General features: G+C 64.6%; 20 protein-coding genes. 12 read left to right on the top strand and 8 right to left on the bottom strand.

Annotated elements, in window-relative coordinates:
• Nucleotides 1–36: 36 nt before the first annotated feature.
• Complete coding sequence (locus tag C7449_RS15735; protein WP_108003841.1) at nucleotides 37–783, bottom strand: transporter substrate-binding domain-containing protein; 747 nt, start codon at nucleotides 781–783, stop codon at nucleotides 37–39.
• A 639-nt stretch (nucleotides 784–1422) separates the two neighbouring features.
• Between C7449_RS15735 and C7449_RS15730 the strand changes: the two genes are divergently transcribed.
• From C7449_RS15730 to aguB, 7 genes are all read left to right on the top strand, one after another.
• Nucleotides 1423–2475 carry an ABC transporter ATP-binding protein gene (locus C7449_RS15730; RefSeq protein WP_108003960.1) on the top strand — a complete coding sequence of 351 codons (1053 nt, stop codon included), beginning with the start codon at nucleotides 1423–1425 and terminating at the stop codon, nucleotides 2473–2475.
• A gap of 3 nt (nucleotides 2476–2478) precedes the next feature.
• Nucleotides 2479–3405, top strand: coding sequence for an ABC transporter permease (locus C7449_RS15725; RefSeq protein ID WP_108003840.1), 927 nt, complete (start codon nucleotides 2479–2481; stop codon nucleotides 3403–3405).
• Entirely contained in the window at nucleotides 3398–4210 is an 813-nt protein-coding gene (locus C7449_RS15720) for an ABC transporter permease (protein ID WP_108003839.1), read from the top strand. The genes C7449_RS15725 and C7449_RS15720 overlap by 8 nt, the downstream gene beginning before the upstream one ends.
• A gap of 19 nt (nucleotides 4211–4229) precedes the next feature.
• Nucleotides 4230–5264, top strand: coding sequence for an ABC transporter substrate-binding protein (locus tag C7449_RS15715; RefSeq protein WP_108003838.1), 1035 nt, complete (start codon nucleotides 4230–4232; stop codon nucleotides 5262–5264).
• A 144-nt stretch (nucleotides 5265–5408) separates the two neighbouring features.
• Nucleotides 5409–6590, top strand: a complete 1182-nt coding sequence (locus tag C7449_RS15710) for a serine hydrolase domain-containing protein (protein WP_108003837.1) — start codon at nucleotides 5409–5411, stop codon at nucleotides 6588–6590.
• 115 nt (nucleotides 6591–6705) lie between these two features.
• The gene (locus C7449_RS15705) at nucleotides 6706–8376 is read left to right on the top strand and encodes an amidohydrolase (RefSeq protein ID WP_108003836.1); all 1671 of its coding nucleotides are present in this window, start codon (nucleotides 6706–6708) and stop codon (nucleotides 8374–8376) included.
• A gap of 145 nt (nucleotides 8377–8521) precedes the next feature.
• Nucleotides 8522–9394, top strand: a complete 873-nt coding sequence (gene aguB, locus C7449_RS15700; protein WP_108003835.1) for an N-carbamoylputrescine amidase — start codon at nucleotides 8522–8524, stop codon at nucleotides 9392–9394.
• A gap of 98 nt (nucleotides 9395–9492) precedes the next feature.
• On the opposite strand, the gene C7449_RS15695 is transcribed toward aguB, so the two are convergent.
• Genes C7449_RS15695 through C7449_RS15685 form a run of 3 tightly spaced genes read right to left on the bottom strand, consistent with a single transcriptional unit; the run spans nucleotide 9493 to nucleotide 10728 of the window.
• A complete protein-coding gene (locus C7449_RS15695; protein WP_108003834.1) occupies nucleotides 9493–9906 on the bottom strand; it encodes a GFA family protein in 414 nt (137 codons plus the stop codon).
• Nucleotides 9907–9922: 16 nt separating this feature from the next.
• Entirely contained in the window at nucleotides 9923–10402 is a 480-nt protein-coding gene (locus C7449_RS15690; RefSeq protein ID WP_108003833.1) for an SRPBCC family protein, read from the bottom strand.
• A complete protein-coding gene (locus tag C7449_RS15685; RefSeq protein WP_108003959.1) occupies nucleotides 10399–10728 on the bottom strand; it encodes an ArsR/SmtB family transcription factor in 330 nt (109 codons plus the stop codon). The genes C7449_RS15690 and C7449_RS15685 overlap by 4 nt, the downstream gene beginning before the upstream one ends.
• Before the next feature lie 242 nt (nucleotides 10729–10970).
• On the opposite strand from C7449_RS15685, the gene C7449_RS15680 reads away from it, so the two are divergent.
• From C7449_RS15680 to C7449_RS15660, 5 genes are all read left to right on the top strand, one after another.
• Entirely contained in the window at nucleotides 10971–11861 is an 891-nt protein-coding gene (locus tag C7449_RS15680; protein ID WP_108003832.1) for a DMT family transporter, read from the top strand.
• A 273-nt stretch (nucleotides 11862–12134) separates the two neighbouring features.
• A complete protein-coding gene (locus C7449_RS15675) occupies nucleotides 12135–12779 on the top strand; it encodes a DUF47 domain-containing protein (protein WP_108003831.1) in 645 nt (214 codons plus the stop codon).
• A complete protein-coding gene (locus C7449_RS15670; protein WP_108003830.1) occupies nucleotides 12779–13789 on the top strand; it encodes an inorganic phosphate transporter in 1011 nt (336 codons plus the stop codon). The genes C7449_RS15675 and C7449_RS15670 overlap by 1 nt, the downstream gene beginning before the upstream one ends.
• A 404-nt stretch (nucleotides 13790–14193) precedes the next feature.
• Nucleotides 14194–15690: a DUF3300 domain-containing protein gene (locus tag C7449_RS15665; protein ID WP_108003829.1), complete on the top strand. Its 1497-nt coding sequence runs from the start codon at nucleotides 14194–14196 to the stop codon at nucleotides 15688–15690.
• Between the two features lie 24 nt (nucleotides 15691–15714).
• Nucleotides 15715–16674, top strand: coding sequence for a DUF2950 family protein (locus tag C7449_RS15660; protein ID WP_108003828.1), 960 nt, complete (start codon nucleotides 15715–15717; stop codon nucleotides 16672–16674).
• 232 nt (nucleotides 16675–16906) lie between these two features.
• Here the strand turns inward: C7449_RS15660 and C7449_RS15655 are convergent, their stop codons facing one another.
• From C7449_RS15655 to C7449_RS15640, 4 genes are read right to left on the bottom strand one after another with little or no spacing between them, the layout of a single operon-like run.
• On the bottom strand, nucleotides 16907–17686 hold the full coding sequence (locus tag C7449_RS15655) for a carbon-nitrogen hydrolase family protein (RefSeq protein WP_108003827.1): 780 nt from the start codon (nucleotides 17684–17686) through the stop codon (nucleotides 16907–16909).
• Nucleotides 17687–17728: 42 nt separating this feature from the next.
• Nucleotides 17729–18529 (bottom strand): ABC transporter permease, encoded by an 801-nt coding sequence (locus C7449_RS15650; protein WP_108003826.1) that lies wholly within the window; start codon nucleotides 18527–18529, stop codon nucleotides 17729–17731.
• On the bottom strand, nucleotides 18526–19380 hold the full coding sequence (locus tag C7449_RS15645) for an ABC transporter permease (protein WP_108003825.1): 855 nt from the start codon (nucleotides 19378–19380) through the stop codon (nucleotides 18526–18528). Before C7449_RS15645 ends, C7449_RS15650 begins: the two co-directional genes overlap by 4 nt.
• On the bottom strand, nucleotides 19377–20414 hold the full coding sequence (locus C7449_RS15640; protein ID WP_108003824.1) for an ABC transporter ATP-binding protein: 1038 nt from the start codon (nucleotides 20412–20414) through the stop codon (nucleotides 19377–19379). The genes C7449_RS15645 and C7449_RS15640 overlap by 4 nt, the downstream gene beginning before the upstream one ends.
• Between the last annotated feature and the right edge of the window lie 117 nt (nucleotides 20415–20531).

Below are 20531 nucleotides of genomic sequence, written 5' to 3'. Positions count from 1 at the left end.
GTCCCCGGCTTGCCGGTCTCGGTGAGAACGGAGGGCCTAGTTGAGGCCCCAGTACTTGGCGATCAACTGGTCGAGCGTGCCGTCGTCCTTGATGGCCTCCAGCCCCTCGTTGAAGGCGGCGACGTTCTCGTCGCCCTTGCGGAACACCAGGCCGAGCGGGTCGGATTCGAGATCCTTGATCGCGGCGACGAGTTCGCCGGCGAACTCGCGCTCGTAGGCGGCGGCATTGGCGCCGTTGATCACCACGCCGTCGACGTCCTTGTTCTTCAGGGCGATGATCGCGGCGCTGAAGCTGTCATAGGCGACGACGTTCTCCTTGCCGACGACGTTCTCGGCGACCTGCGCATCGGTCGTGTTGGCCTGCGCCGACAGTTTGCGGCCCTGTGCCTTGAACTCTTCAAGGGAGAGGTTCTGGTCCTCTACGCGCGTCAGCACCGCCTGGCTGTTGACGATGTAGGGCTCGGAGAAGTCCATCGCCTTCTTGCGCTCATCGGTGATCGAGACGCCGGAGGCGACCAGGTCGAAATTGCCTTGGTCGAGTGCTGCAAAGATCCCGTCCCAACCGGTCGTCACGAACTCGACCTGGCAGTTGATCTTGGCGCAGATGGCGTTGACGACGTCGACGTCGAAGCCGACGACCTGGCCGGTTGCGGGGTCGATACTCTCCATTGGCGGCGACGTGGTGTCCGAGCCGACCTTGAGCAGCTTGCCGCCGAGATCGGCGGCCTGGGCGGCCCCCGCCATGAGCAGGGCAAGGGTTATGCTAGCAACGAGCTTCTTCATTCCATCCTCCGTTGATGAAGTCCGCCGGACCCGGTCGGGCCTCCTCTGCCCGTGCCGGTTCCGAATGTTGCCGAAAAGACGGTGGTTGAATACGGCTCGCAGGTTGGGGGCCAGCCGCAACGCGCATTCGCAACACCAGCGCAAGCTCCCGCGTCACCGCCGCACGATGCTCGGTTCAGGACGCAAGGCTATCCGCGTAGAAACCAGTAACAAGCAATAAAAACGTTTTCAACACTGAAGAAAACGTTTTTATTGGCGATTTGGCGGACCTGATCGCACCGTGGATCATGATGAGGAACTCCCTCGCCGCGCGGCCGGCTGGCGGCAGTCAGCGGCCGCAGGTCCTGTCACCAGGGGCCCGGCTGCCGGGCAGCCGGCTGTGGAAAACCTGTCCCTTTGCGAAGTCGGGGTCGCCTCTGTCCGGCAATGCCGCTTACCTGTCATCACGACAGAAATTGCCTCTTTACAGCCCCGCTCAAATGATGGTTTGTTGTGATCATAAAATTGTGAAGCCTATCACAAAGAAGCTGCGCCAAGCGGCCACCTGAAACCGCCAGCGACGAGGACGTCTCGTCGGGCAACACGGGGAACATATTGGACCAGTTCCATGCGAAGTCCGCGCACGGCGGCGCCATTGGCATGCGTGCCATCAGCAAGTCGTTCGGCACCTTCCTGGCCGTCGACAACGTAACCTTGGATATCCGGCCGAACGAGTTCTTCACCCTGCTCGGCCCCTCGGGATGCGGTAAGACAACGCTGCTTCGGATGATCGCCGGCTTCGAACTGCCGACCGAAGGACAGGTGCTGCTCGATGACAGGGACATTTCCAGCCTGCTGCCGAACCAGCGGCCGGTCAACACCGTCTTCCAGAACTACGCCCTCTTCCCGCACCTGACCGTCGCCGAAAACATCGGCTTCGGCCTGAAGATGCTCGGCAAGCCGAAGGCCGACATTGCGGCCGTCGTGGCGCGGATGCTGAAGCTCGTGCACCTGGACGGTCGCGGCGACAATCCGGTGACGCAGCTCTCCGGCGGCCAGCAGCAGCGCGTGGCACTGGCCCGCGCGCTGGCGCCGCAACCGAAGGTGCTGCTGCTCGACGAGCCGCTTTCGGCGCTCGACCTGAAGCTCAGGAAATCCATGCAGATCGAACTGAAGCGCCTGCAGGCGGAGACCGGCATCACCTTCGTGTTCGTCACCCATGACCAGGAAGAAGCGTTGACCATGTCGGACCGCATCGCGGTCATGTCGCAGGGACAGGTGCGCCAGGTCGGCAGTGCGCGTGAGATCTACGACCGTCCGGCGGACCGCTTCGTCGCCGACTTCATCGGCGAAACGAACTTTCTGGAAGGGACGCTGGCCGGGAGCGAGGGATCGATGGCTTCCGTACGGCTCAAGGCCGGCGGGATCATCCGGGCCGGCCTGCCGGAAGGCGGCGCGCCGAAGGCCGACCTGACCGTCGTCGTCCGCCCCGAACACGCCGAACTGGCGGCGGCCGGGTCCGGCACCTTCGACGGCACGCTCGGCGAGGTGATCTATTTCGGCACCGATACGCATTTCCACGTCCGTCTCGACGACGGCGGCACCTTCATCGTCCGACGGCAGAACACCCGGTCCGGCGCGGCGGCACCCGAAACCGGCGCGCGCGTCGGCGTCCGCCTCGGCGAAGGCGCCGCGCAGATCCTGAAGGACTAGGTCATGGCGCTCAGTGCTGCACAGGCCGGCGAAGCCCGACAGAAGAAGGACATTCGCGACCGGTGGCTGCTCAGCGCCCCGGCCCTGCTGCTGATCCTCGTCGCCGGCGTCGGTCCGCTCCTGATCGTCGTCCTCTACTCGTTCCTGGCGCCCGGCAGCTACGGCGACGTGAAGTGGGAGTTTTCGAGCCAGGGCTGGTTCAACGTCTTCTTCGCGCGTGACATCTTCGACGACACGGTGTCATTGGCGGACGCGCATTTCTCGATCTTTTGGCGCTCGATCAAGCTGGCGCTCGGAACCACGGTGCTGTGTGCGATCTTCGGTTTTCCCACCGCCTATTTCATCGCCACGCGTCCCCCACACAACCGCTCGGTCTGGCTGTTCCTGATCACCATACCGTTCTGGACGAACATGCTGATCCGCACCTTCGCCATCCAGGAACTGATCCGCACCGAGGGCATCATCAACTCGGTTCTGTTGAAGCTCGGCGTCATCTCGGCGCCGGTGCAGATGCTCTATACCGATTTCGCCATCCTGCTCGGCATGACCTATGTCCATCTTCCATTGATGGTTCTGCCGCTCTACGCAAGCCTTGAGAAGCTGGACTTCCGTCTGATCGAGGCCGCCTATGATCTCTACGCCAGCCGCTTCAACGTGCTGATGAAGGTGATCGTGCCGCTTGTGAAGCCCGGGCTAATCGCCGGCTCCATCCTGGTCTTCATTCCGGCGCTTTCCTCCTACGTCATTCCGCGCGTGCTCGGCGGCGGCAAGAACCTGATGATCGGCAACCTGATCGAGTTGCAGTTCGGCCAGGGCCGGAACTGGCCGCTGGGGGCGGCGCTGTCGGTCACGCTCGTCATCATCGTGCTGTTTGCGATGCTCTACTACGTCCGCAATGCCGGGAAGGCCGGAGGCAGCAGCCATGGCTAAGTCGTTCTCGATCAAGCGTCTGCCGGGCTTCTCGACGATCGCGATGATGACCTTCTTCGTGCTCTACCTGCCGATCGCGACCCTCGTCGCCTACGCCTTCAACTCCGGCGTCTCGGTGGCGATGTGGGAAGGGTTTTCGCTGCGCTGGTTCGAGGCCGCCTGGAACAACGACCTCGTCATCGAGGCCTCGGTCCGCTCGTTGAAGATCGCATCCGTCGCTGCCGTCCTGGCGACGATCTGCGCGACGCTTGCGGCGCTTGCGACGACACGCACGGCCGCCTATCGCGGCATGACCTTCAAATACGCCTTCATCAACCTGCCGCTTTTGGTGCCGGAGATCGTCACCGCCGTGGCGCTGCTGATCTTCTTCTCGCGCGTCAAGGTCTGGACCGGCTACTCCGGCCTCGGCTACCTGATGATGTCGCATGCGGCCTTCTGCGTCCCCTTCGCCTATCTGCCGATCCGCGCCCGGCTGGAGAGCATGGACCTGTCGCTGGAGCGCGCCGCGGCCGACCTCTACGCCACGCCGTTCAAGGCGTTCCGCTACGTGACGCTGCCGCTTCTGTGGCCGGGCATCCTCGCCGGCCTGATGCTCGCCTTCGTCATCTCGCTCGACGACGTCGTCATCACCGAATTCGTCAAGTCGGGCGGCCAGGACACGCTGCCGACCTATATGCTCGGCCAGCTCCGCCGCGTCGTGACGCCGGAGATGAACGCGATTTCGACGGTCTTCCTGCTGATATCGCTGGCGATCGTGACGGTCTTCTTCTTCCTCAGCAGGACACCCGAAAAAGACAATGGCTAATTCAATCAGGAGAACAGCAATGAAGCACAGACTGGGTTTCGCATCGCTCGCCCTCGGGCTCCTCGCCGGCACGGCGATCGCCCACGCCGAAGGTGAACTGAACATCTACAACTGGGGCAACTACACCAGCCCCGAGATGATCAAGAAGTTCGAGGAGCAGTACAAGATCAAGGTGACGATCACCGACTACGATTCGAACGACACCGCGCTCGCCAAGGTTCGCCAGGGCGGCCACGGCTTCGACATCGTCGTTCCGTCGGCAAGCGTCATGAAGGTCTGGATCGACGACGGTCTGCTGCTCGAAAGCCGTCCCGACCAGCTGGAGAACTTCAAGAACGTCGATCCGCAGTGGGTGGACGTACCCTTCGACCCGGGCCGTCACTATTCGGTTCCGTGGATGTGGGGCACGACCGGGGTCGCCGTCAACACCAAGGTCTACACGGGCGACATCAACACCTCGGCGATCTTCCTCGATCCGCCGGCCGAACTGGTCGGCAAGATCAACGTCGTGCCGGAAATGTCCGACGTCATGCACATGGTCGTGACCTATGCCGGCGGCGAGCCCTGCACGGGCGACCTGACGGTGCTGAAGAAGGCCCGCGACATCCTCGCCGCCGCCAAGCCGAAGTGGCTGTCGATGGAATACGGCACGATCGAGAAGCACGCCAAGGGCGACTTCGACGCCGGCGTCGACTGGAACGGCGCCACCTTCCGCATCCGCCTGCAGAACCCAGACGTGCATTACGGCTATCCGAAGGAAGGCTATCCGATCTGGATGGACAACGCCGCCATCCTGAAGGACGCCAAGAATGTCGAGAACGCCAAGCTGTTCCTGAACTTCATCATGGAGCCGGAGAACGCTGCGATGAATTCGGCCTTCGCCCGCTACGCCAACGGTATCAAGGGTTCCGAAGAATTCATGCCGGAAGACATGAAGACGGCACCGGAGATCATCGTTCCGGAAGAGCTGAGGGCCGCCGGCAAGTTCGGCCTTGCCTGCCCGCCGGAAGTCAATGATCTCTACACCAAGCTCTGGACCGAACTGCAGAAGTAACGGCCTCGGTACCTGGCCGTGTCGCGCCCTCGGGCGCGGCACGGCAGTATTGTGAATCCTCGCGCCGGACCCACGTCTGCGCGACCAGCAGGGACGACCGCCTCGGACAGGGCCGCGCGCCCGCCGCATGCGGCCGATGTTGCGATGCTCCCCACCTTCAAGGACCGCTACGGGTTCGCCCGTTCCGACGTTACGCTATCCAACTGGCGCACGGCCCCCTACAGCCGCTGGGCCTTCCAGAACGTGCGCGATCTCGTGCCGAGCGCGGCGATCCGCACCGCCAGCCCCGAGCCCGAGCAGGCAAGGGACTCCTCCGCGTTTCTCCAGTCCAGGATCGAGACCGGCATCGACGGCGCCGCGACCGTCAAGGACTTCCTCGACTACGCCCATACGGACGGTTTCGTCGTCATGCGCGACGGCAGGATCGTCGCCGAACATTATGCGCCGCATGCCGATGTGAACGCCCCGCACGTCATCTTCTCGGTCTCGAAGTCGATGACGGCGATCGTCTCCGGCATTCTTGAGCATCAGGGGCTGATCGATCCGGACCGGCTGGTGACGCACTACCTGCCGGAAGCGGCCGGCAGCGCCTACGGCACCTGCAGCTACCGCGACGTGCTCGACATGCGCGTCAGCCTGGATTTCGAGGAGGCCTATCTCGATCCGCTCGGCGCCTTTGCGCGCTACCGGCGTGCCACGCTGTGGAACCCGCCGGAGCCGGGCACGCCGGTCGAGACGCTCGCCGCCTTCCTGACGACGCTGCCCAAGGCGCCGCACGCCCATGGCGGCCCGTTCTTCTACGCCTCGCCGAACTCCGACCTGCTCGGCGTCATCATCGAGCGCGTCACCGGCCAACGCTTCCCGGATCTGATGAGCGAACTGCTGTGGCAGCCGATGGGGACGCGGAACGACGCCTATGTGACCGTCGATGCGATCGGCACGCCGCGCTGCGCCGGCGGCATATGCATGACGGCGCGTGACCTTGCGCGCGTCGGCGAACTCCTGCGCACCGGCGGGGCGGCGAGCGGCCGGCAGATCGTGCCGGAGGCCTGGATCGCCGACATGACGACGGCGGGCGACCACGGCGCCTGGATCGCCGGCATGAACACCATGCTGCCGAACGGCCGCTATCGCAGCCAGTGGTACCAGTCGGGCGAGGCGGACGGCGCCTATTGCGGCATCGGCATCCACGGCCAGTGGCTCTACGTCGACCCGAGCACGGCGACGGTGATCGTCAAGGTCTCCTCGCAGCCGAACCCGCTGGACGACGAGCTGAAGCAGGACAATTTCGCCTTCTTCCGCAGGATCTGCGCGATGGCGTTCTGATAGTGGCCGGGCCGCGAACGCCTTGCGGCGCCGCGGCCGGAAATATGCGGAATATAAGCGCGGCTCCGCAGATGACCCAGTGCGGAGGCTGGTGCAGATGGATCGAGGGAACACCATGCAGAAAGAAGCAAGCTACATCATCCGCAACGCGCGGATCCTTACCATGGACGAGGCCAATCCGGCGGCCGAGGCGATCGCCATTTCCGGCAATCGCATCCTGGCGGTCGGTTCCGAGGCCCAGGTCGACGCCTTCTCCGGCCCCGACACGCATGTCATCGACGCCAAGGGCGGCACGGTGCTGCCCGGCTTCAACGAGGCGCACATGCACATCTTCGGCGGCTCGGTCGGGCTGACGCAGCTGTCGCTGTTCGGCCTGAAGGGCTTCGATGCGCTGCAGGAGAAGGTGCGGGCCTATGCGGCGGCCAATCCCGACCTGCCGCTGCTCGAGGCACAGTATGCCGACTACACGATCCTCTCCGATCACGAGCGCGTCACCCGCCACCATCTCGACCGGATCATCGCCGATCGCCCCTTCATGATGGTGGCGCCGGACCACCACACCGCCTGGGCGAACACGATCGCGCTGGAAAGGGCCGGCATCCTCAAGGGCGGCGAGGTCGGCGTCGGCAACGAGATCGTCATGGGTGAGGACGGTCTCGCCAATGGCGAGCTGCGCGAATCGGACGCGATGCGCCCGGTCGCCGCACTGAGCGAGACAGGCGGGCGAGAAATGCTGGGCGTCGGCACCGGCGGCGATCCGGAGCACGTCACGGCCGAGGATCGGGCCAAGGACATCGCCGTGATCAAGCGCGGCCTTGCCTATTGCGCGTCGCTCGGCATCACCTCGCTGCAGAACATGGACGGCAGCCTCTACCAACTGGAGATGCTTGACGAGATCGAGAAGACCGACGGGCTGCCGGTGCGGGTGCGCATGCCCTTCCACATGAAGAACTTCATGCCGCTCAGCGATCTTTCGGACAAGGCGGCCGCCTGGCGCGACCGCTTCAACACCGACAAGCTGCGCTGCGACTTCGTGAAGCTATTCATGGACGGCGTCACCGAGTCCGGAACCGCAGTGTTCATCGACGACTACAAGCACCAGCCAGGCTGGAAGGGCGAGCCGCTCTTCAGCCAGGAACAGTTCGACAACATCGCGACTGCGGCCGACAAGCTCGGGCTCCAGGTCGCCGTGCACGCGATCGGCGACGGAGCCGTGCGGATGGTGCTGAACGGTTACGAGGCGGCGATCAAGGCGAACGGCAAGCGCGACGGCCGCAACCGCATTGAGCACATCGAGGTCGTCCATCCCGCCGACATCAGACGTTTCGCCGAGACCGGCACGGTCGCCTCGATGCAGCCGACCCATCCGCCCGGCAATGCCGGCCTGCCGATGGAGCCGTACCTGTCCTATATCGGCGAGGAGCGCTGGCCCTATGCATTTGCCTGGCGCACGCTGGTCGACGCCGGGGCGAAGATCGTCTTTGCAACCGACTGGCCGGTGTCGCCGCTCGATCCGATGAGCTGCATCCACGACGCGATGACGCGCAAGACCTGGAAGGAGGGCCTGCCCGACCAGCGCCTGACGCTGACGGAAACGCTCGCCGCCTATACGCGGACCGGTGCCTGGGTGGAGTTCATGGAGGACCGCAAGGGCATGCTGAAGGAAGGCTACCTCGCTGACCTCGTCGTGCTTTCGGGCGACGTCGAGCGCACGGCCTACGAAGACCTCGCCTCGGTGCGTCCGCTGGTGACGATCTGCGACGGACGGATCACCCATCAGGCTTGAATGATCGGGAGCTTCGGGCACCGGACGGCACCTTCTCCCCGCAAATGGGGAGAAGGACGACGCCGCCGATCGGCGGGTGATAGTTTCAGCATCGTTCCCTCGCCCTCATGAAGAGCACCCCCTTACAGTTGAAAGGACAAGAAGCATGCGGGAAGTGACCGTGGCGGCCACCCAGATGGCCTGCAGTTGGGACACTGATGAAAACATCGCCACGGCCGACCGGCTCGTGCGAGAAGCGGCGGCCAGCGGCGCGAACATCATCCTGATCCAGGAACTGTTCGAGACCCCGTACTTCTGCCAGGACCAGGATTCCGGCTTCCATGCGCTTGCAAGGCCGCTGGAAGGCCACCCGCTGGTGGCGCATTTTGCCAGGCTCGCCAAGGACCTCGGCGTCGTGCTGCCGGTCAGCTATTTCGAGAAGGCCGGCCGGGCGCACTTCAACTCCGTGGCGATCGTCGACGCCGACGGCACGGTGCTCGGCAACTACCGCAAGAGCCATATTCCGGACGGCCCCGGCTACACGGAAAAATTCTATTTCTCGCCGGGAGACACGGGCTTCAAGGTGTGGAAGACCCGTTTCGGCACGATCGGCTGCGGCATCTGCTGGGACCAGTGGTTTCCGGAGGCGGCACGCAGCATGGTGATGATGGGGGCGGAGATCCTGCTCTATCCGACCGCGATCGGCACCGAACCGCAGGATCCGACGCTCGACACCGCCGCCCATTGGCAGCGCGTCATGCAGGGCCATGCCGGCGCCAACATGGTGCCCGTCGTTGCCTCCAACCGCATCGGCACCGAGGAGGGTCGCAACAACACCTCGCTGACCTTCTACGGCTCCTCCTTCATCGCCGACCAGACCGGCGCCAAGATCGTCGAGGCCGACCGGGAGAGCGAGACGGTGCTGATCGCGACCTTCGACCTCGATGCGATCGAGCGCCAGCGCTCGGCGTGGGGGCTGTTTCGCGATCGTCGGCCGGAGCTTTATGGCCGGATCGGCACGCTCGACGGCCAGCTTTGAGCGAAGCCCTAAAAGCGCCAAGTCGGAAGGCAAAGCGCTGGGCCGCCCCTAGGGCCTTTGCGAGCGGCAACCGTCGTGAAAAATTTGGCCGCACTATTTCACGTCGCCGGCATCCGGTCGAATTTCGGCAATGCCGGATCGAGGTGATCCCAGGCATGTCCGGCGGCGGTCCAGGACACCAGTTGCGGCTTGTAGCGGCTTGGATCGTCGAGGCTTGCCGGCGTGACGATGAACACATCCGGCATGTCGGGAAATGTCAGGTAGACGGACGAACCGCATGTCGGGCAGAAGGCGCGCCGTTTTACGGTTCCACCATCGCCCAAGGTCTGCCAATGCGATGCGTCTCCCTCGACCTTCACCTCAGCCGCGACGAAAGTCAGGTGCGATTGGTGTCCGGTGCCGCTGTCGCGCTGACACTGCCGGCACTGACAGTCAAGCATGACGGCCGGTTCGCCTGATATCTCGTAGCGGATCGCGCCACAGGCGCAGCCACCGGTATAGGACTTGTTCATGTCGCTCTCCCATCGCTCAATGCAGCGTTTGCGAAGACGCCTCTTCGGCGACCACAGAGTCGAGCCTCTTGACCACCTTTTTCCAGCCTTCGCTCATGTTGCGGTAGGCGGTATCGTTCTTCGGAAGCACGAAGCCGAAATGGACCAGGCGCAGGCGCGTGCCCGTCTCGGCCTTGGAAAGGGTGAAGGTGACCACCGTCTCCAGTTTTGAGCCATAGCCCTCATTGCCCTCATGCCCGCCCTTCCACCCATAGGACAGCCGCTCGTTCGGAACGACCTCGAGCACCTCGCAATGAATGGTGCCGTCCCATTCGCCTGCCGGCGTCGTCTGAAAGGTGAAACGGCTGCCAGCCACAGGCTCGAACCCCTTCGGCGCCATCAGCCAGCGGCCGATCAGTTCGCCGCTGGTCAAGGCTTTCCAGATGACTGCCGGCGCGTGCGGGAAGACTTCGTCGACCACAATGGCCTGCGTGTCCGGATTGACGGCTTGGTTCATGGGTCGATTTCCTTCAGCAGGGTTCTCAACTCGGCGAAGCGTTCGCGCCAGAAGGTGCCATAGTGGCTCATCCAGTCGGCCAGCGGCTTCAGGCCGCCTGGCTGGGCGCGATAATAGACGTTGCGACCTTCGGGGCGCTCGCAAACGAGGCCGGCCTGTTTCAAGGACTTGAGATGTTGGGAGATGGCGCCCTGCGTGACGGTGCTGCCGCGGGTCAACTCAACGACAGTGATCTCGTCGGAATTGACGATGCGCTCGAAGACGGCCCGCCGCGTGGGATCGGCAAGCGCGCGCATGACGGCAGTTATGGTTGCAGCCTCGGTCATGGACAAACAAATAGCAGGCACTAATCAATTAGTCAATGCTATTCAATCTGTGCGCCAATGCATGAAAGCGACCTCGCCGCTCTGGGTCGTGCCTGTGGAACGGCGATCAGCTCGCCGCTCGGAAGCTCGAGGCGAGTGGCGCGCTCTTGCATGACACCTGCACGACCCCATCAAAACTCGTGACTTTTCCATCAATTCCTTCCGTGGCATAGGCGGGCAACCCTACGCTTGCAGTGCCCCTGATGTTCCTCGCCGAATTCTTCGCCATTTCCGCCGCCGCCTGCACGGCCCTGAGCGCCATTCTGATCGGTGAACTGAAGGGGCGCGTGCCGCTGCTCGTGCTGACCCGCTGGCAGATGTTCGCCGGCTTTGCCATTACCGCCGCCGCATCGGCTGTGACCGGCGGCTGGCGCGCGGTCGAGCCGTGGCAGGCGGGGGCACTGGCGCTTTCCGGCCTGTTCGGCATCATCATCGCCAGCAGCGCCTATTTCGCGGCGATCTACATCGCCGGCGCGCGGACGACCTCGCTCCTCTATTCGCTGACCGCCCCCTTCGCCGTGCTGTTCGGCTATCTGGGGCTGGGCGAAACGATAACGGCGCAGCAGGGTATCGGCATCGGGCTCGTCGTCGCAGGCGTGATCCTGGCGATCGGCGGACCGAGGGAGGTCGGCGCTCCGTCCGGCTCCGCGAGGATCGGACGCGTCGCCGCCCTTGGCATCGTGCTTGGCCTGATCACGGCAATCGGCCAGGCGATCGGCACGCTGGCGGCGCGGCCGGCGATGGCTGCGGGTGCGGAGCCCTTCACGGCCATGGCGATCCGCTCGGGCGTTGCCGCCCTTTTCTATCTTGCGCTGTCGCTGCTGCCGATCGCCGCCGCGAAGGGCACGGCCCGCTTCTCTCCGCGCATCCGCCTGACCGCCTTCGGCGCGGCGTTTGTCGGAACCGGCGTGGGCATGTCGCTGTTCATGGCGGCACTGGCACACGGCAATGTCGGCATCGTCGCCACGCTGTCGTCGCTGACGCCGGTGCTCATCCTGCCGATGGTCTGGATGCGGACCCGGAAGCGGCCCGACGCCTCGGCCTGGGCCGGGGCGGCCCTCGCGGTCGCCGGCATCGGGCTGATCAGCCTTTAGCATCCTCGAGGCTGCACCTTACGGCACAGGAAGGGATTGAAGCGGCGCCCGCCCGCAAACAGTGCCTGCCGGGCCATTGATCACAACCGCTTCGGCATGACGGCACAGCGGTTGGGTTCTGAACCAAGATCGGGCCGGGCCCGACAGAAATCTGGGGAAGGACTGCATTTCGGTCGCAGTAGGGCGCGGCTTTCCTGCCTTTCGCGTCTTTCCACGCCGGCCTCTCTGCTCTATGGGCTGTCGCAATTCTGTCATGAATGGGAAAAAACGATCGTGCTGAGTTGGTTTCGTGCACTGATGCCCCGGGAAGACCGGTTCTTCGACCTGTTCGACGCGCATGCGCTCACCGTGGTTGAAGCGGCGGACGCGCTGGAGAAGGTTCTGGCCGGTGGGCCGGACATCGAGCGGTACTGCGACCGGATCGTCCAACTCGAGGACAAGGCCGACCACATCACCGCCGAGGTGCTTCATGCGGTCCGCAAGAGCTTCATCACGCCGTTCGACCGTGGCGACATCAAGGACCTGATCCAGTCGCTCGACGACGCCATCGACATGATGCACAAGACCGTCAAGACGATCCGGCTGTTCGAGCAGACGAGCTTCGACCCGGGCATGCAGGAGATGGGGACGATCATCGTCAAGGCCGCCCACCTCGTCGCCGAAGCCGTTCCGCTGCTGCGCAAGATCGGCGCCAACATCACCCGCCTCAACGCGATCGCCGAGGAGGTGATGCGCATCGAGGGCCGGGCGGACGAACTGCATGAGGCGGGGCTGAAGGACCTGTTCCGCCGTCACGGCGCCTCCAATCCGATGGCCTACATGATCGGCAGCGAACTCTACGGCCAGCTCGAGAAGGTCGTCGACCGCTTCGAGGACGTGGCGAACGAGATCAGCGGCATCGTGATCGAGAACGTCTGATGGAGGCCACCCTCGCCTTTCCGTTGCTGGTGGCGCTCATCGGCATCGCTCTGCTGTTCGATTTCCTGAACGGCCTCCACGACGCGGCCAACTCGATCGCGACCATCGTCTCGACGCGGGTGCTGCGGCCGCAATACGCGGTGATGTGGGCGGCCTTCTTCAACTTCATCGCCTTCCTCTTCTTCGGCCTGCACGTGGCCGAGACGATCGGACGGGGCATCATCGATCCGGCGATCGTCACGCCGGCGGTGATCTTCTCCGCCCTGGTCGGTGCGATCGTCTGGAACGTTGTCACCTGGCTGTTCGGCATCCCCTCCAGCTCGTCGCATGCGCTGATCGGCGGGCTGGTGGGCGCGGGTCTCGCCCGCAGCGGTGGCGATGCGATCGTGCTCTGGGGCGTGGCGAAGACGGTCGGCGCCATCTTCCTGTCGCCGGCGATCGGCTTCTTCCTCGCGCTCATGCTGGTGCTGATCGTCGCCTGGCTCTGCGTCAGGCGGACGCCGTTCGCGGTCGACAAGTCCTTCCGCGGCCTGCAGTTCATCTCCGCCTCGCTCTACTCGCTCGGCCACGGCGGCAACGACGCCCAGAAGACCATGGGCATCATCGCCGTGCTGCTGTTCTCGCAGGGGTATCTCGGCTCCGAGTTCCATGTGCCGTTCTGGGTGGTCATCACCTGCCAGGCGGCGATCGCGCTCGGCACGCTGTTCGGCGGCTGGCGCATCGTGCACACGATGGGCTCGAAGATCACCCGGCTCAATCCCATGCAGGGCTTCTGCGCAGAGACAGGCGGAGCGATCACGCTGTTCGGCGCCACCTGGCTCGGCATTCCGGTCTCCACCACCCACACGATCACCGGCGCCATCATCGGCGTCGGGGCGGCTCGCCGCGTCTCGGCGGTCCGTTGGGGGATCGCCAGCAACATCGTCGTCGCCTGGTTCGTGACGCTGCCGGCCGCAGCACTGGTCTCGGCCTTGACCTTCTGGGTGGTCGGAGTGATCGGCGGTCATTGACGGCCAAGCCTGTGCGCCGCGTCCGTTGCCCCAGCATGGTTACTGGCGCCGGGTCGACGTCGGCATCGTCGACCGGGCCGTTGCACCTCAGAGCCTGAGCCTTTCGCCTGACGCTGTGGCCGGTGTCGACGAACGACGATCAAATGCAGAGGGCTCTTCCTCCCGCCACCCGTGCATACGGGTGTAGCTACATGTATCTACGGCAACACCGCTATCCTTCCCGGCCGCATTGGAGGATACTGGTGGCAGGTTCAACCATGCCGTGATGCCGGGGCGTTTTTTCGTTCCACGCGGCTTGCGCATGCCTTGACGGCTAGCCGGCAAATCAACGCGCGTTGAAACGTTGAGCATTCTCCGGACGGAAGCTGATTGACCGGTATGCGCCGGATGGAGGTTTCGAGGTCATGGATCTTGCGAGGTTTTCAAGCTGGCTGCACTCGGGCGTAGCCATTGGGTTCCTGCTGGCGACCGCGAGCATTCCCTGGTCCGGATCAGCTTCGGCACAGCAGCAGCAGCAACAGAAGCAGCAACCGCAGCAACAGCAACAACAGCAGCAAAACCAACAGCAGGAGGCTGCGGCCCCCAGTTCAGGAACGGCCACGGCCGAACAGCCCGACCGACTGAGCGAGGACGAACTCGAGGTGCTCGTCGCGCGGATCGCGCTTTATCCCGACGAACTCGTTGCGCTGGTCTCGTCAGCCTCGCTGTTTCCGCTGCAGATCGTGCAGGCCGAGCGCTTCCTGGAAAAGAAGAAGACCAACAAGGATCTGACGCCGGACAAGGACTGGGACGACAGCGTTATCTCGCTGCTCAACTATCCGGAGATCGTCAAGATGATGAGCGATGACCTCGACTGGACCGAGGCGCTCGGCAGCGCGCTGGCCTATCAGCAAAAGGACGTGCTGATGGCGATCCAGACCCTGCGCGACAAGGCGGTGGCCGAGGGCATGATCAAGTCGGATGACAAGATCAAGGTGGAGGCCGAGGGAGACAACGTCATCATCCAGTCCGCCAATCCGGAGGTGATCTACGTTCCGCAATACGAGCCGCAAATGCTCTACGAGCCCGGCTACGCACCGGCGCCCATAAGCTATTACGACCAGGGCTACCCGAATTACTACTATCCCACGGCGCCCTATTTCGCGGCCGCGATAACCGGTGCCGCCATCTGGGCGGCCACGGTCGATTGGGACGACTGGGGCGTCTGGGGAGGCAATTGGGGCGGCGACGTCGACATCGATTGCGACAAGTGCTTCAACAACGTCAACATCGATCGCGGCAAGTTCAAGATGAACGAGGTCGACTGGAGGAACGTCGACCGGTCGAAGATCAATTTCGACCGCAACCAGTTCGCCAATCTCGACCGGACCGAGTTCAAGCGAGACTTCACCGGCAGCCGTGACAACAACCTTGCCAACCGCGCCAAGGAGGTGCGCCGCAACGGCGGCGACACGGTCGCAAACCGGGCGGGGAAGGTGTCGGTTGAAGATGTCCGCAAGAGCAAGGTCGAGGCCGACCGGGTACGGCAGCAGGCCGGGAATTCCGCTGCCCGCGCCGGCCAGGGGGCGGCGGCGCGCAGGGAGGGCGGCGCGGCCGTCAATCGTCCGGGGGGTGCCAGCGGCGCCGGCAAGGTCGCAAACAATCGGCCGGCGAATGTCGATCGCAAGGTCAGCAAGCCGAAGCCCGGCAGCCAGGTGCAGCGCTCCGGCAATCGCCCCTCGGCGATAGGCAATGTCAGCAGCAAGCGCCAAACGCAGGTTGCCTCCAACCGCGGGCGCCAGTCGATGAGCGGCGCCTCTCGTAGCCGGCCGAGCGTCAGCAGCGGCGGCCGCCGCGGTGGCGGTGGCGGCGCTCGGCCGCGCGGCGGCGGCGGTGGGCGCGGTGGTGGCGGCCGTCGTTGAGCAGCAGGCGATCAGGAGGCAGTGATGTTGGGAATTGCTCGTGACAGGATCGCCGTTTTGCTTGCAGGCGCGATCGCTCTGGGTGTCATCCAGTTTGCACCGGCCCCAGCCGCGGCGCAGGCGGCCAGCCCTTTGGAGGACTACGTCGCAGGGAAAGCGCCGCCGGAGTTCGATACGCCCGAACAGGCGGTGGATGCCTTCAAGGCGGCGGTGAACAACAGCGACTTCGACAAGACGGCGGAACTTCTCGGGCTCGACGTTGAGAAGGCCAGGGCCAGTCCCGGGACGATGGACACCTTCGCCGACATCCAGGCCGGCGTGAAGGAGAAGGTGGACGTCGTGGACCAGGACGGCCACAAGGTGCTGGAGATCGGCAAGATCCAGTGGCCGCTGCCCTTTCCCCTGGTGAAGGACGACAACAACAAATGGGCCTTCGACACCCATGCCGGGCTCGCGGAGATCGCCGACCGCAATGTCGGGCAGAACGAACTTTCAACGATCGATACGCTGAAAGCTTATGTCGACGCGCAGGAGGAGTACGCCTCGAAGGACCGGGACGGCGATGGTGTGCTCGAATATGCGCAGAAGATTGTCAGCAGCCCCGGCAAGCAGGACGGCCTCTACTGGCCGGCCGAGGAGTTCGGCGGCGAGGAGAGCCCGGCCGGGGCCGCGCTCGCCGACGGCGACGCCATGGAAAAAGCCAAGGCGGGTCAAGGCTACAACGGCTATCGCTACCGCATTCTCACCGGCCAGGGCGACAACATCGCCGGTGGCAAATACAGCTACATCATCAACGGCAACATGATCGCCGGCCATGCCGCGATCGCCTGGCCGGTCACTTACGGTCTTACCGGCGTCAAGACGTTTCTCGTCAGCAAGAACGGCATCATCTACCAGGCCGATCTCGGCGAGAACACGGCGGAGATCGCAGCGAAGATGCGCGTGTTCAACCCAAGCGACGAGTGGGAGATCGTGCAGGACTGAGCGGTCGGAAGCGCTTCGGCTCCTGACCCGGCTGCCGCACCCCTCTCGCCGTCGGTGTGAGAGGGCAAGAGCTTCGGCGCCGTGCTCGCTTTCGATGTGGCCAGAAGCTGCCACTCCCCGAAAATCCCCATCCCCAAACGGTTGAGAGGCGCGGGAAAGAGCGCTCGCCGCCGCTTCCTGCCAGGGGAGAACGCGCGACCCCCATCGTCCTGTGACCGCTGAGGCGGGATCGTCAGGTCCGCGGTGCGAGATCGGCGAGATAGGTGTTCTCGGCCCGCGAGGTCGCATAGGCGGCCGGGTCGATGTCGGCGAAGACGAGCGCCTCGCCTTCCGCCGGAGCTGACGCCAGCAGGCTGCCGTCCGGCGCGGCGATGCGGGACAGGCCGGCATAGGCGAAGCGTCCGTCCGTGCCGCAGTGGTTGACATAAGCGACGAAGAGCTGGTTCTCGAAGGCGCGGACCTGGATCATCCGGTCGGCGATGAAGGCGCCGGAGGCGCCCTGCGGCAGCGCCGTCGGCACGACGACGAGATCGGCACCCGCCAGCGCCAGCCGCCGCACGTTCTCCGGGAACTCGACGTCGTAGCAGATCAGCATGCCGAGGGTCAGCCCGCCGAGCTTGACGATCACCGACGAGGGCGTCTCCGGCCGGAACCACTGCCGCTCGTATCCGCCATAGAGGTGCGACTTGCGGTAGACGGCGTTGGTGCCGATGCCGTCGGTGAAGAGCGCGCTGTTGTAGGTGACCTCTCCGCTCGCCTCGGCAAAACCGGCAACGATGGCGATGCCGTTGTCGCGGGCGATCGTTGCCAGGCGCTCGACCAGTTCGCCTTCCGCCGGCGCCGCGAGATCCCGAAACGCCTCCCCTGCCCCATAGCCGGTGATGGCGAGTTCCGGCGCGATGAGCAGCTTCGCGCCCTCGCCGGCGGCTTGCTTGGCGGCCGTAGCGATGCGGGCGAGGTTGGCGTCGGTGTCGCCGTTGACGGCCTGCATCTGCAGGGCTGCGATTTTCATCTTGTTTCCTCCGGGATCATATCAGGCGCCGAACCGGCCGCATCACTTCTCGCTGTTCGCCATCGCGCCGAGCAGCTTCGGCAGGTCGCCGAAGCGGGCGACGAGGCTGAAGATCACCGCGGCCAGCGCCACGAACAGGATCGTCACCGAGGCCATGGTCGGCGTGTAGCCGTAGCGCAGCGCGTTGAAGATCTTGATCGGCAGCGTCTCCATGGTGAAGCCGACGGTCATGTAGGCGACGATGTACTCGTTCAGCGACAGCACGAAGGCAAACGCATAGCCGGAGACGAGATAGGGCAGGATCAGCGGCAGCACGATGGTGCGGAAGACCGTGCGGTCGTCGGCGCCCATGGTCGCGGCCGCTTCCACCAGCGACCGGTCGATCGAGGAGAAGCCCAGCGACAGCGTCACCAGCGGCAGGGTGACGAAGAAGATCGCGTGGCTGATCGCCGCCGTCCACGGCTGACCGTAGAAGCCGGTCGTTGCCCAGAAGGTCAGCATGCCGAGGGCGGTGATGACCGGCGGCAGCGTGAAGGGGGCGATGCCGAGCAACTGGAAGATGTTGGCCCAGGGCGCATGGCGCCGCCACAGGAACCAAGTGAGCGGTAGGGCGATCAGAAGCGCCAGCGCCGCCGAGACGGTGGCGAGCGTCACCGAGGCCAAAAGCGCGTTGCGCCATTCGCTGTTGGTGAAGATCTGGCCGTACCAGGCGAGCGAAAAACCCTGCGGCGGAAAGGCGAGCGTCTGCTTCTCGTTGACCGAGACGCCGGCGACGACGATCAGCGGCAGCGACAGGAACAGCCCGACGAGGCCGAGATAGAGGCGGGGGAGAAACGTACTCATGCGGCTTCTCCCTTGCGGCCGGCATAGACGGTGAGGCCGACGAGGCCGAGCGTGACGAGCACCAGGAACACGGCCATGGCGGCGGCAAACGGCATGTTCGACTGGTAGATCGCCTGGTCGGTGATCAGCACCGACAGTGTCCAGTGCTGCGGCCGGCCGAGGATCTGCGGCAGCAGGTAGGAGCCGAGAGCGAAGATGAAGACCATGATCAGCGTGGCGACGATGGTGTTGCGCAAGGCCGGTATCACCACGGTGAAGAAGGATTTCAGCGGCGAGGCGCCCAGCGTGCGGGCTGCTTCCGTCAGCGTCGGATCGAGGCGCACCAGCGCCGGATAGAGCACGAGCACGGTGTAGGGCAGCGCCTGATAGACCATTGCCGTCAGCACCGCGCCGAAGCTTGGGTTCAGCGCGACCGCCTCGCTCATCAGCCCGATCGAGACGAAGAGGTTGGTGATGCCGGCGGTGCGCGAGAACAGCGTCGACCAGGCAAAGCCGATGATGACCTCCGACAGCGACAGCACCGACAGCAATGCCACCAGCCAGACCACCTGCGTGCGGCGCGGGGCGCGCGACAGCAGGTAGGTGAACGGCACGGCGATCAAGACGCAGCAAATGGCGACGGCAATTGCAAGGAACAGCGAGAAGCCGAGCACCTTGCCGAAGAACAGGCTGAGGAAGCGGGCGTAGTTGTCGAAGACGAAGGCGGTCGAATAGAAGCCGGCCGGATCGCGCTTGAAGAAGGAGACGGCGATCATCGTGGCGAACGGGATCACGAAGAACACCGTCAGCATCGCCGCCGGGAAGAACAGCGGGCCGTAGTCGGCGAATTTCTGCGGCGCTTCGCGTCTCATGACTTCAGCACCACGCAGGCGTCCGGCGAAAGCCGGATACCGACCTCCTGGCCGACCGAGACGTCGGGGCGGGCGTTCGGCATCGAGACGGCGACGACCTGCTTGCCGCCGGCCTCCAGGAAGGTTTCGATCGTGCCGCCGAGATCGCGCACGAAGGTGACCTTGCCTGTGATGGCGCCGTGGCCTGGCGCGGTCAGGTGGACGTCCTCGGGGCGCACCGACAGGACGCCCTGGCCCAGCCCCTCCGGGATGGCCAGACCCTCGACGCTCGTGCCGAGCACGCTGGCGCGGCCCGCGCCCTCGGCGGCGAAGTCGATCAGGTTGGTCATGCCGATGAAGTCGGCGACGAAGGTGTCGGCCGGGCGGCGGTAGATCTCGACCGGCGGCGCCGCCTGGCGGATCTCGCCGCTGTTCATCACCACGACCGTATCGGCCATGGTCATGGCTTCGCGCTGGTCGTGGGTGACGACGATCGTGGTGATGCCGAGGCGCTGCTGCAGCTGGCGCAGCTCGACCTGCATCGCTTCGCGCAGCTTGGCGTCGAGGGCCGACAGCGGCTCGTCGAGCAGGAACAGTTTCGGCGAGATGGCGAGTGCCCGGGCAATCGCGACGCGCTGGCGCTGGCCGCCGGAGAGTTTCGATACTGGCCGGTCGGCGTAGCCGGACAGATGGATCATCGCCAGCAGTTCGTTGACGCGCTTGACCTGGTCCTCCTTGGCCACGCCGCGGATGCGCAGCGAATAGGCGATGTTCTCGCCGACCGTCAGGTGCGGGAACAGCGCCAGCGACTGGAACACCATGCCGAGATCGCGCTTGTGTGTCGGTACGCGGGTGATGTCGGCTCCGTCGAGGCGGATCGCCCCGCCGGTCGGAAGGTCGAGGCCGGCGATCATGCGCATCAGGGTGGTCTTGCCGCAGCCCGACGGGCCGAGCAGGCAGACGAAGGTACCGTGCGGGACGGCAAGATCGACATTCTTCACGGCGGTGAAGCTGCCGAATTCCTTGGTGACGTTTTGAAGTGCCAGTCCCGACATTGGGTCTCCGAGCTCATGCAGTTTTCCGGGGGGAAACCCGTCTGCCCTGCTAAGGCAGAAATTTCATGCGAATGCTAGTCAGGCTCTGGGCTTGCCAGTGCCTTTGATGGCAATGAT

The sequence above is a fragment of the Mycoplana dimorpha genome, assembly GCF_003046475.1.
Taxonomy (GTDB): Bacteria; Pseudomonadota; Alphaproteobacteria; order Rhizobiales; family Rhizobiaceae; genus Mycoplana; species Mycoplana dimorpha.
The sequence above is the reverse complement of the archived record's forward strand: the minus strand, read 5'-3'. Positions and strand labels throughout refer to the sequence as shown.

Coding starts and splice junctions, on each gene's coding strand:
- C7449_RS15640 (WP_108003824.1), bottom strand. CDS start 20,414: ATGTCGGGACTGGCACTTCAAAACGTCACCAAGGAATTCGGCAGCTTC.
- C7449_RS15665 (WP_108003829.1), top strand. CDS start 14,194: ATGGATCTTGCGAGGTTTTCAAGCTGGCTGCACTCGGGCGTAGCCATT.
- C7449_RS15670 (WP_108003830.1), top strand. CDS start 12,779: ATGGAGGCCACCCTCGCCTTTCCGTTGCTGGTGGCGCTCATCGGCATC.
- C7449_RS15720 (WP_108003839.1), top strand. CDS start 3,398: ATGGCTAAGTCGTTCTCGATCAAGCGTCTGCCGGGCTTCTCGACGATC.
- C7449_RS15685 (WP_108003959.1), bottom strand. CDS start 10,728: ATGACCGAGGCTGCAACCATAACTGCCGTCATGCGCGCGCTTGCCGAT.
- C7449_RS15710 (WP_108003837.1), top strand. CDS start 5,409: ATGCTCCCCACCTTCAAGGACCGCTACGGGTTCGCCCGTTCCGACGTT.
- C7449_RS15660 (WP_108003828.1), top strand. CDS start 15,715: ATGTTGGGAATTGCTCGTGACAGGATCGCCGTTTTGCTTGCAGGCGCG.
- C7449_RS15690 (WP_108003833.1), bottom strand. CDS start 10,402: ATGAACCAAGCCGTCAATCCGGACACGCAGGCCATTGTGGTCGACGAA.
- C7449_RS15730 (WP_108003960.1), top strand. CDS start 1,423: ATGCGTGCCATCAGCAAGTCGTTCGGCACCTTCCTGGCCGTCGACAAC.
- C7449_RS15645 (WP_108003825.1), bottom strand. CDS start 19,380: ATGAGACGCGAAGCGCCGCAGAAATTCGCCGACTACGGCCCGCTGTTC.
- C7449_RS15655 (WP_108003827.1), bottom strand. CDS start 17,686: ATGAAAATCGCAGCCCTGCAGATGCAGGCCGTCAACGGCGACACCGAC.
- aguB (WP_108003835.1), top strand. CDS start 8,522: ATGCGGGAAGTGACCGTGGCGGCCACCCAGATGGCCTGCAGTTGGGAC.
- C7449_RS15715 (WP_108003838.1), top strand. CDS start 4,230: ATGAAGCACAGACTGGGTTTCGCATCGCTCGCCCTCGGGCTCCTCGCC.
- C7449_RS15705 (WP_108003836.1), top strand. CDS start 6,706: ATGCAGAAAGAAGCAAGCTACATCATCCGCAACGCGCGGATCCTTACC.
- C7449_RS15735 (WP_108003841.1), bottom strand. CDS start 783: ATGAAGAAGCTCGTTGCTAGCATAACCCTTGCCCTGCTCATGGCGGGG.
- C7449_RS15680 (WP_108003832.1), top strand. CDS start 10,971: ATGTTCCTCGCCGAATTCTTCGCCATTTCCGCCGCCGCCTGCACGGCC.
- C7449_RS15650 (WP_108003826.1), bottom strand. CDS start 18,529: ATGAGTACGTTTCTCCCCCGCCTCTATCTCGGCCTCGTCGGGCTGTTC.
- C7449_RS15695 (WP_108003834.1), bottom strand. CDS start 9,906: ATGAACAAGTCCTATACCGGTGGCTGCGCCTGTGGCGCGATCCGCTAC.
- C7449_RS15725 (WP_108003840.1), top strand. CDS start 2,479: ATGGCGCTCAGTGCTGCACAGGCCGGCGAAGCCCGACAGAAGAAGGAC.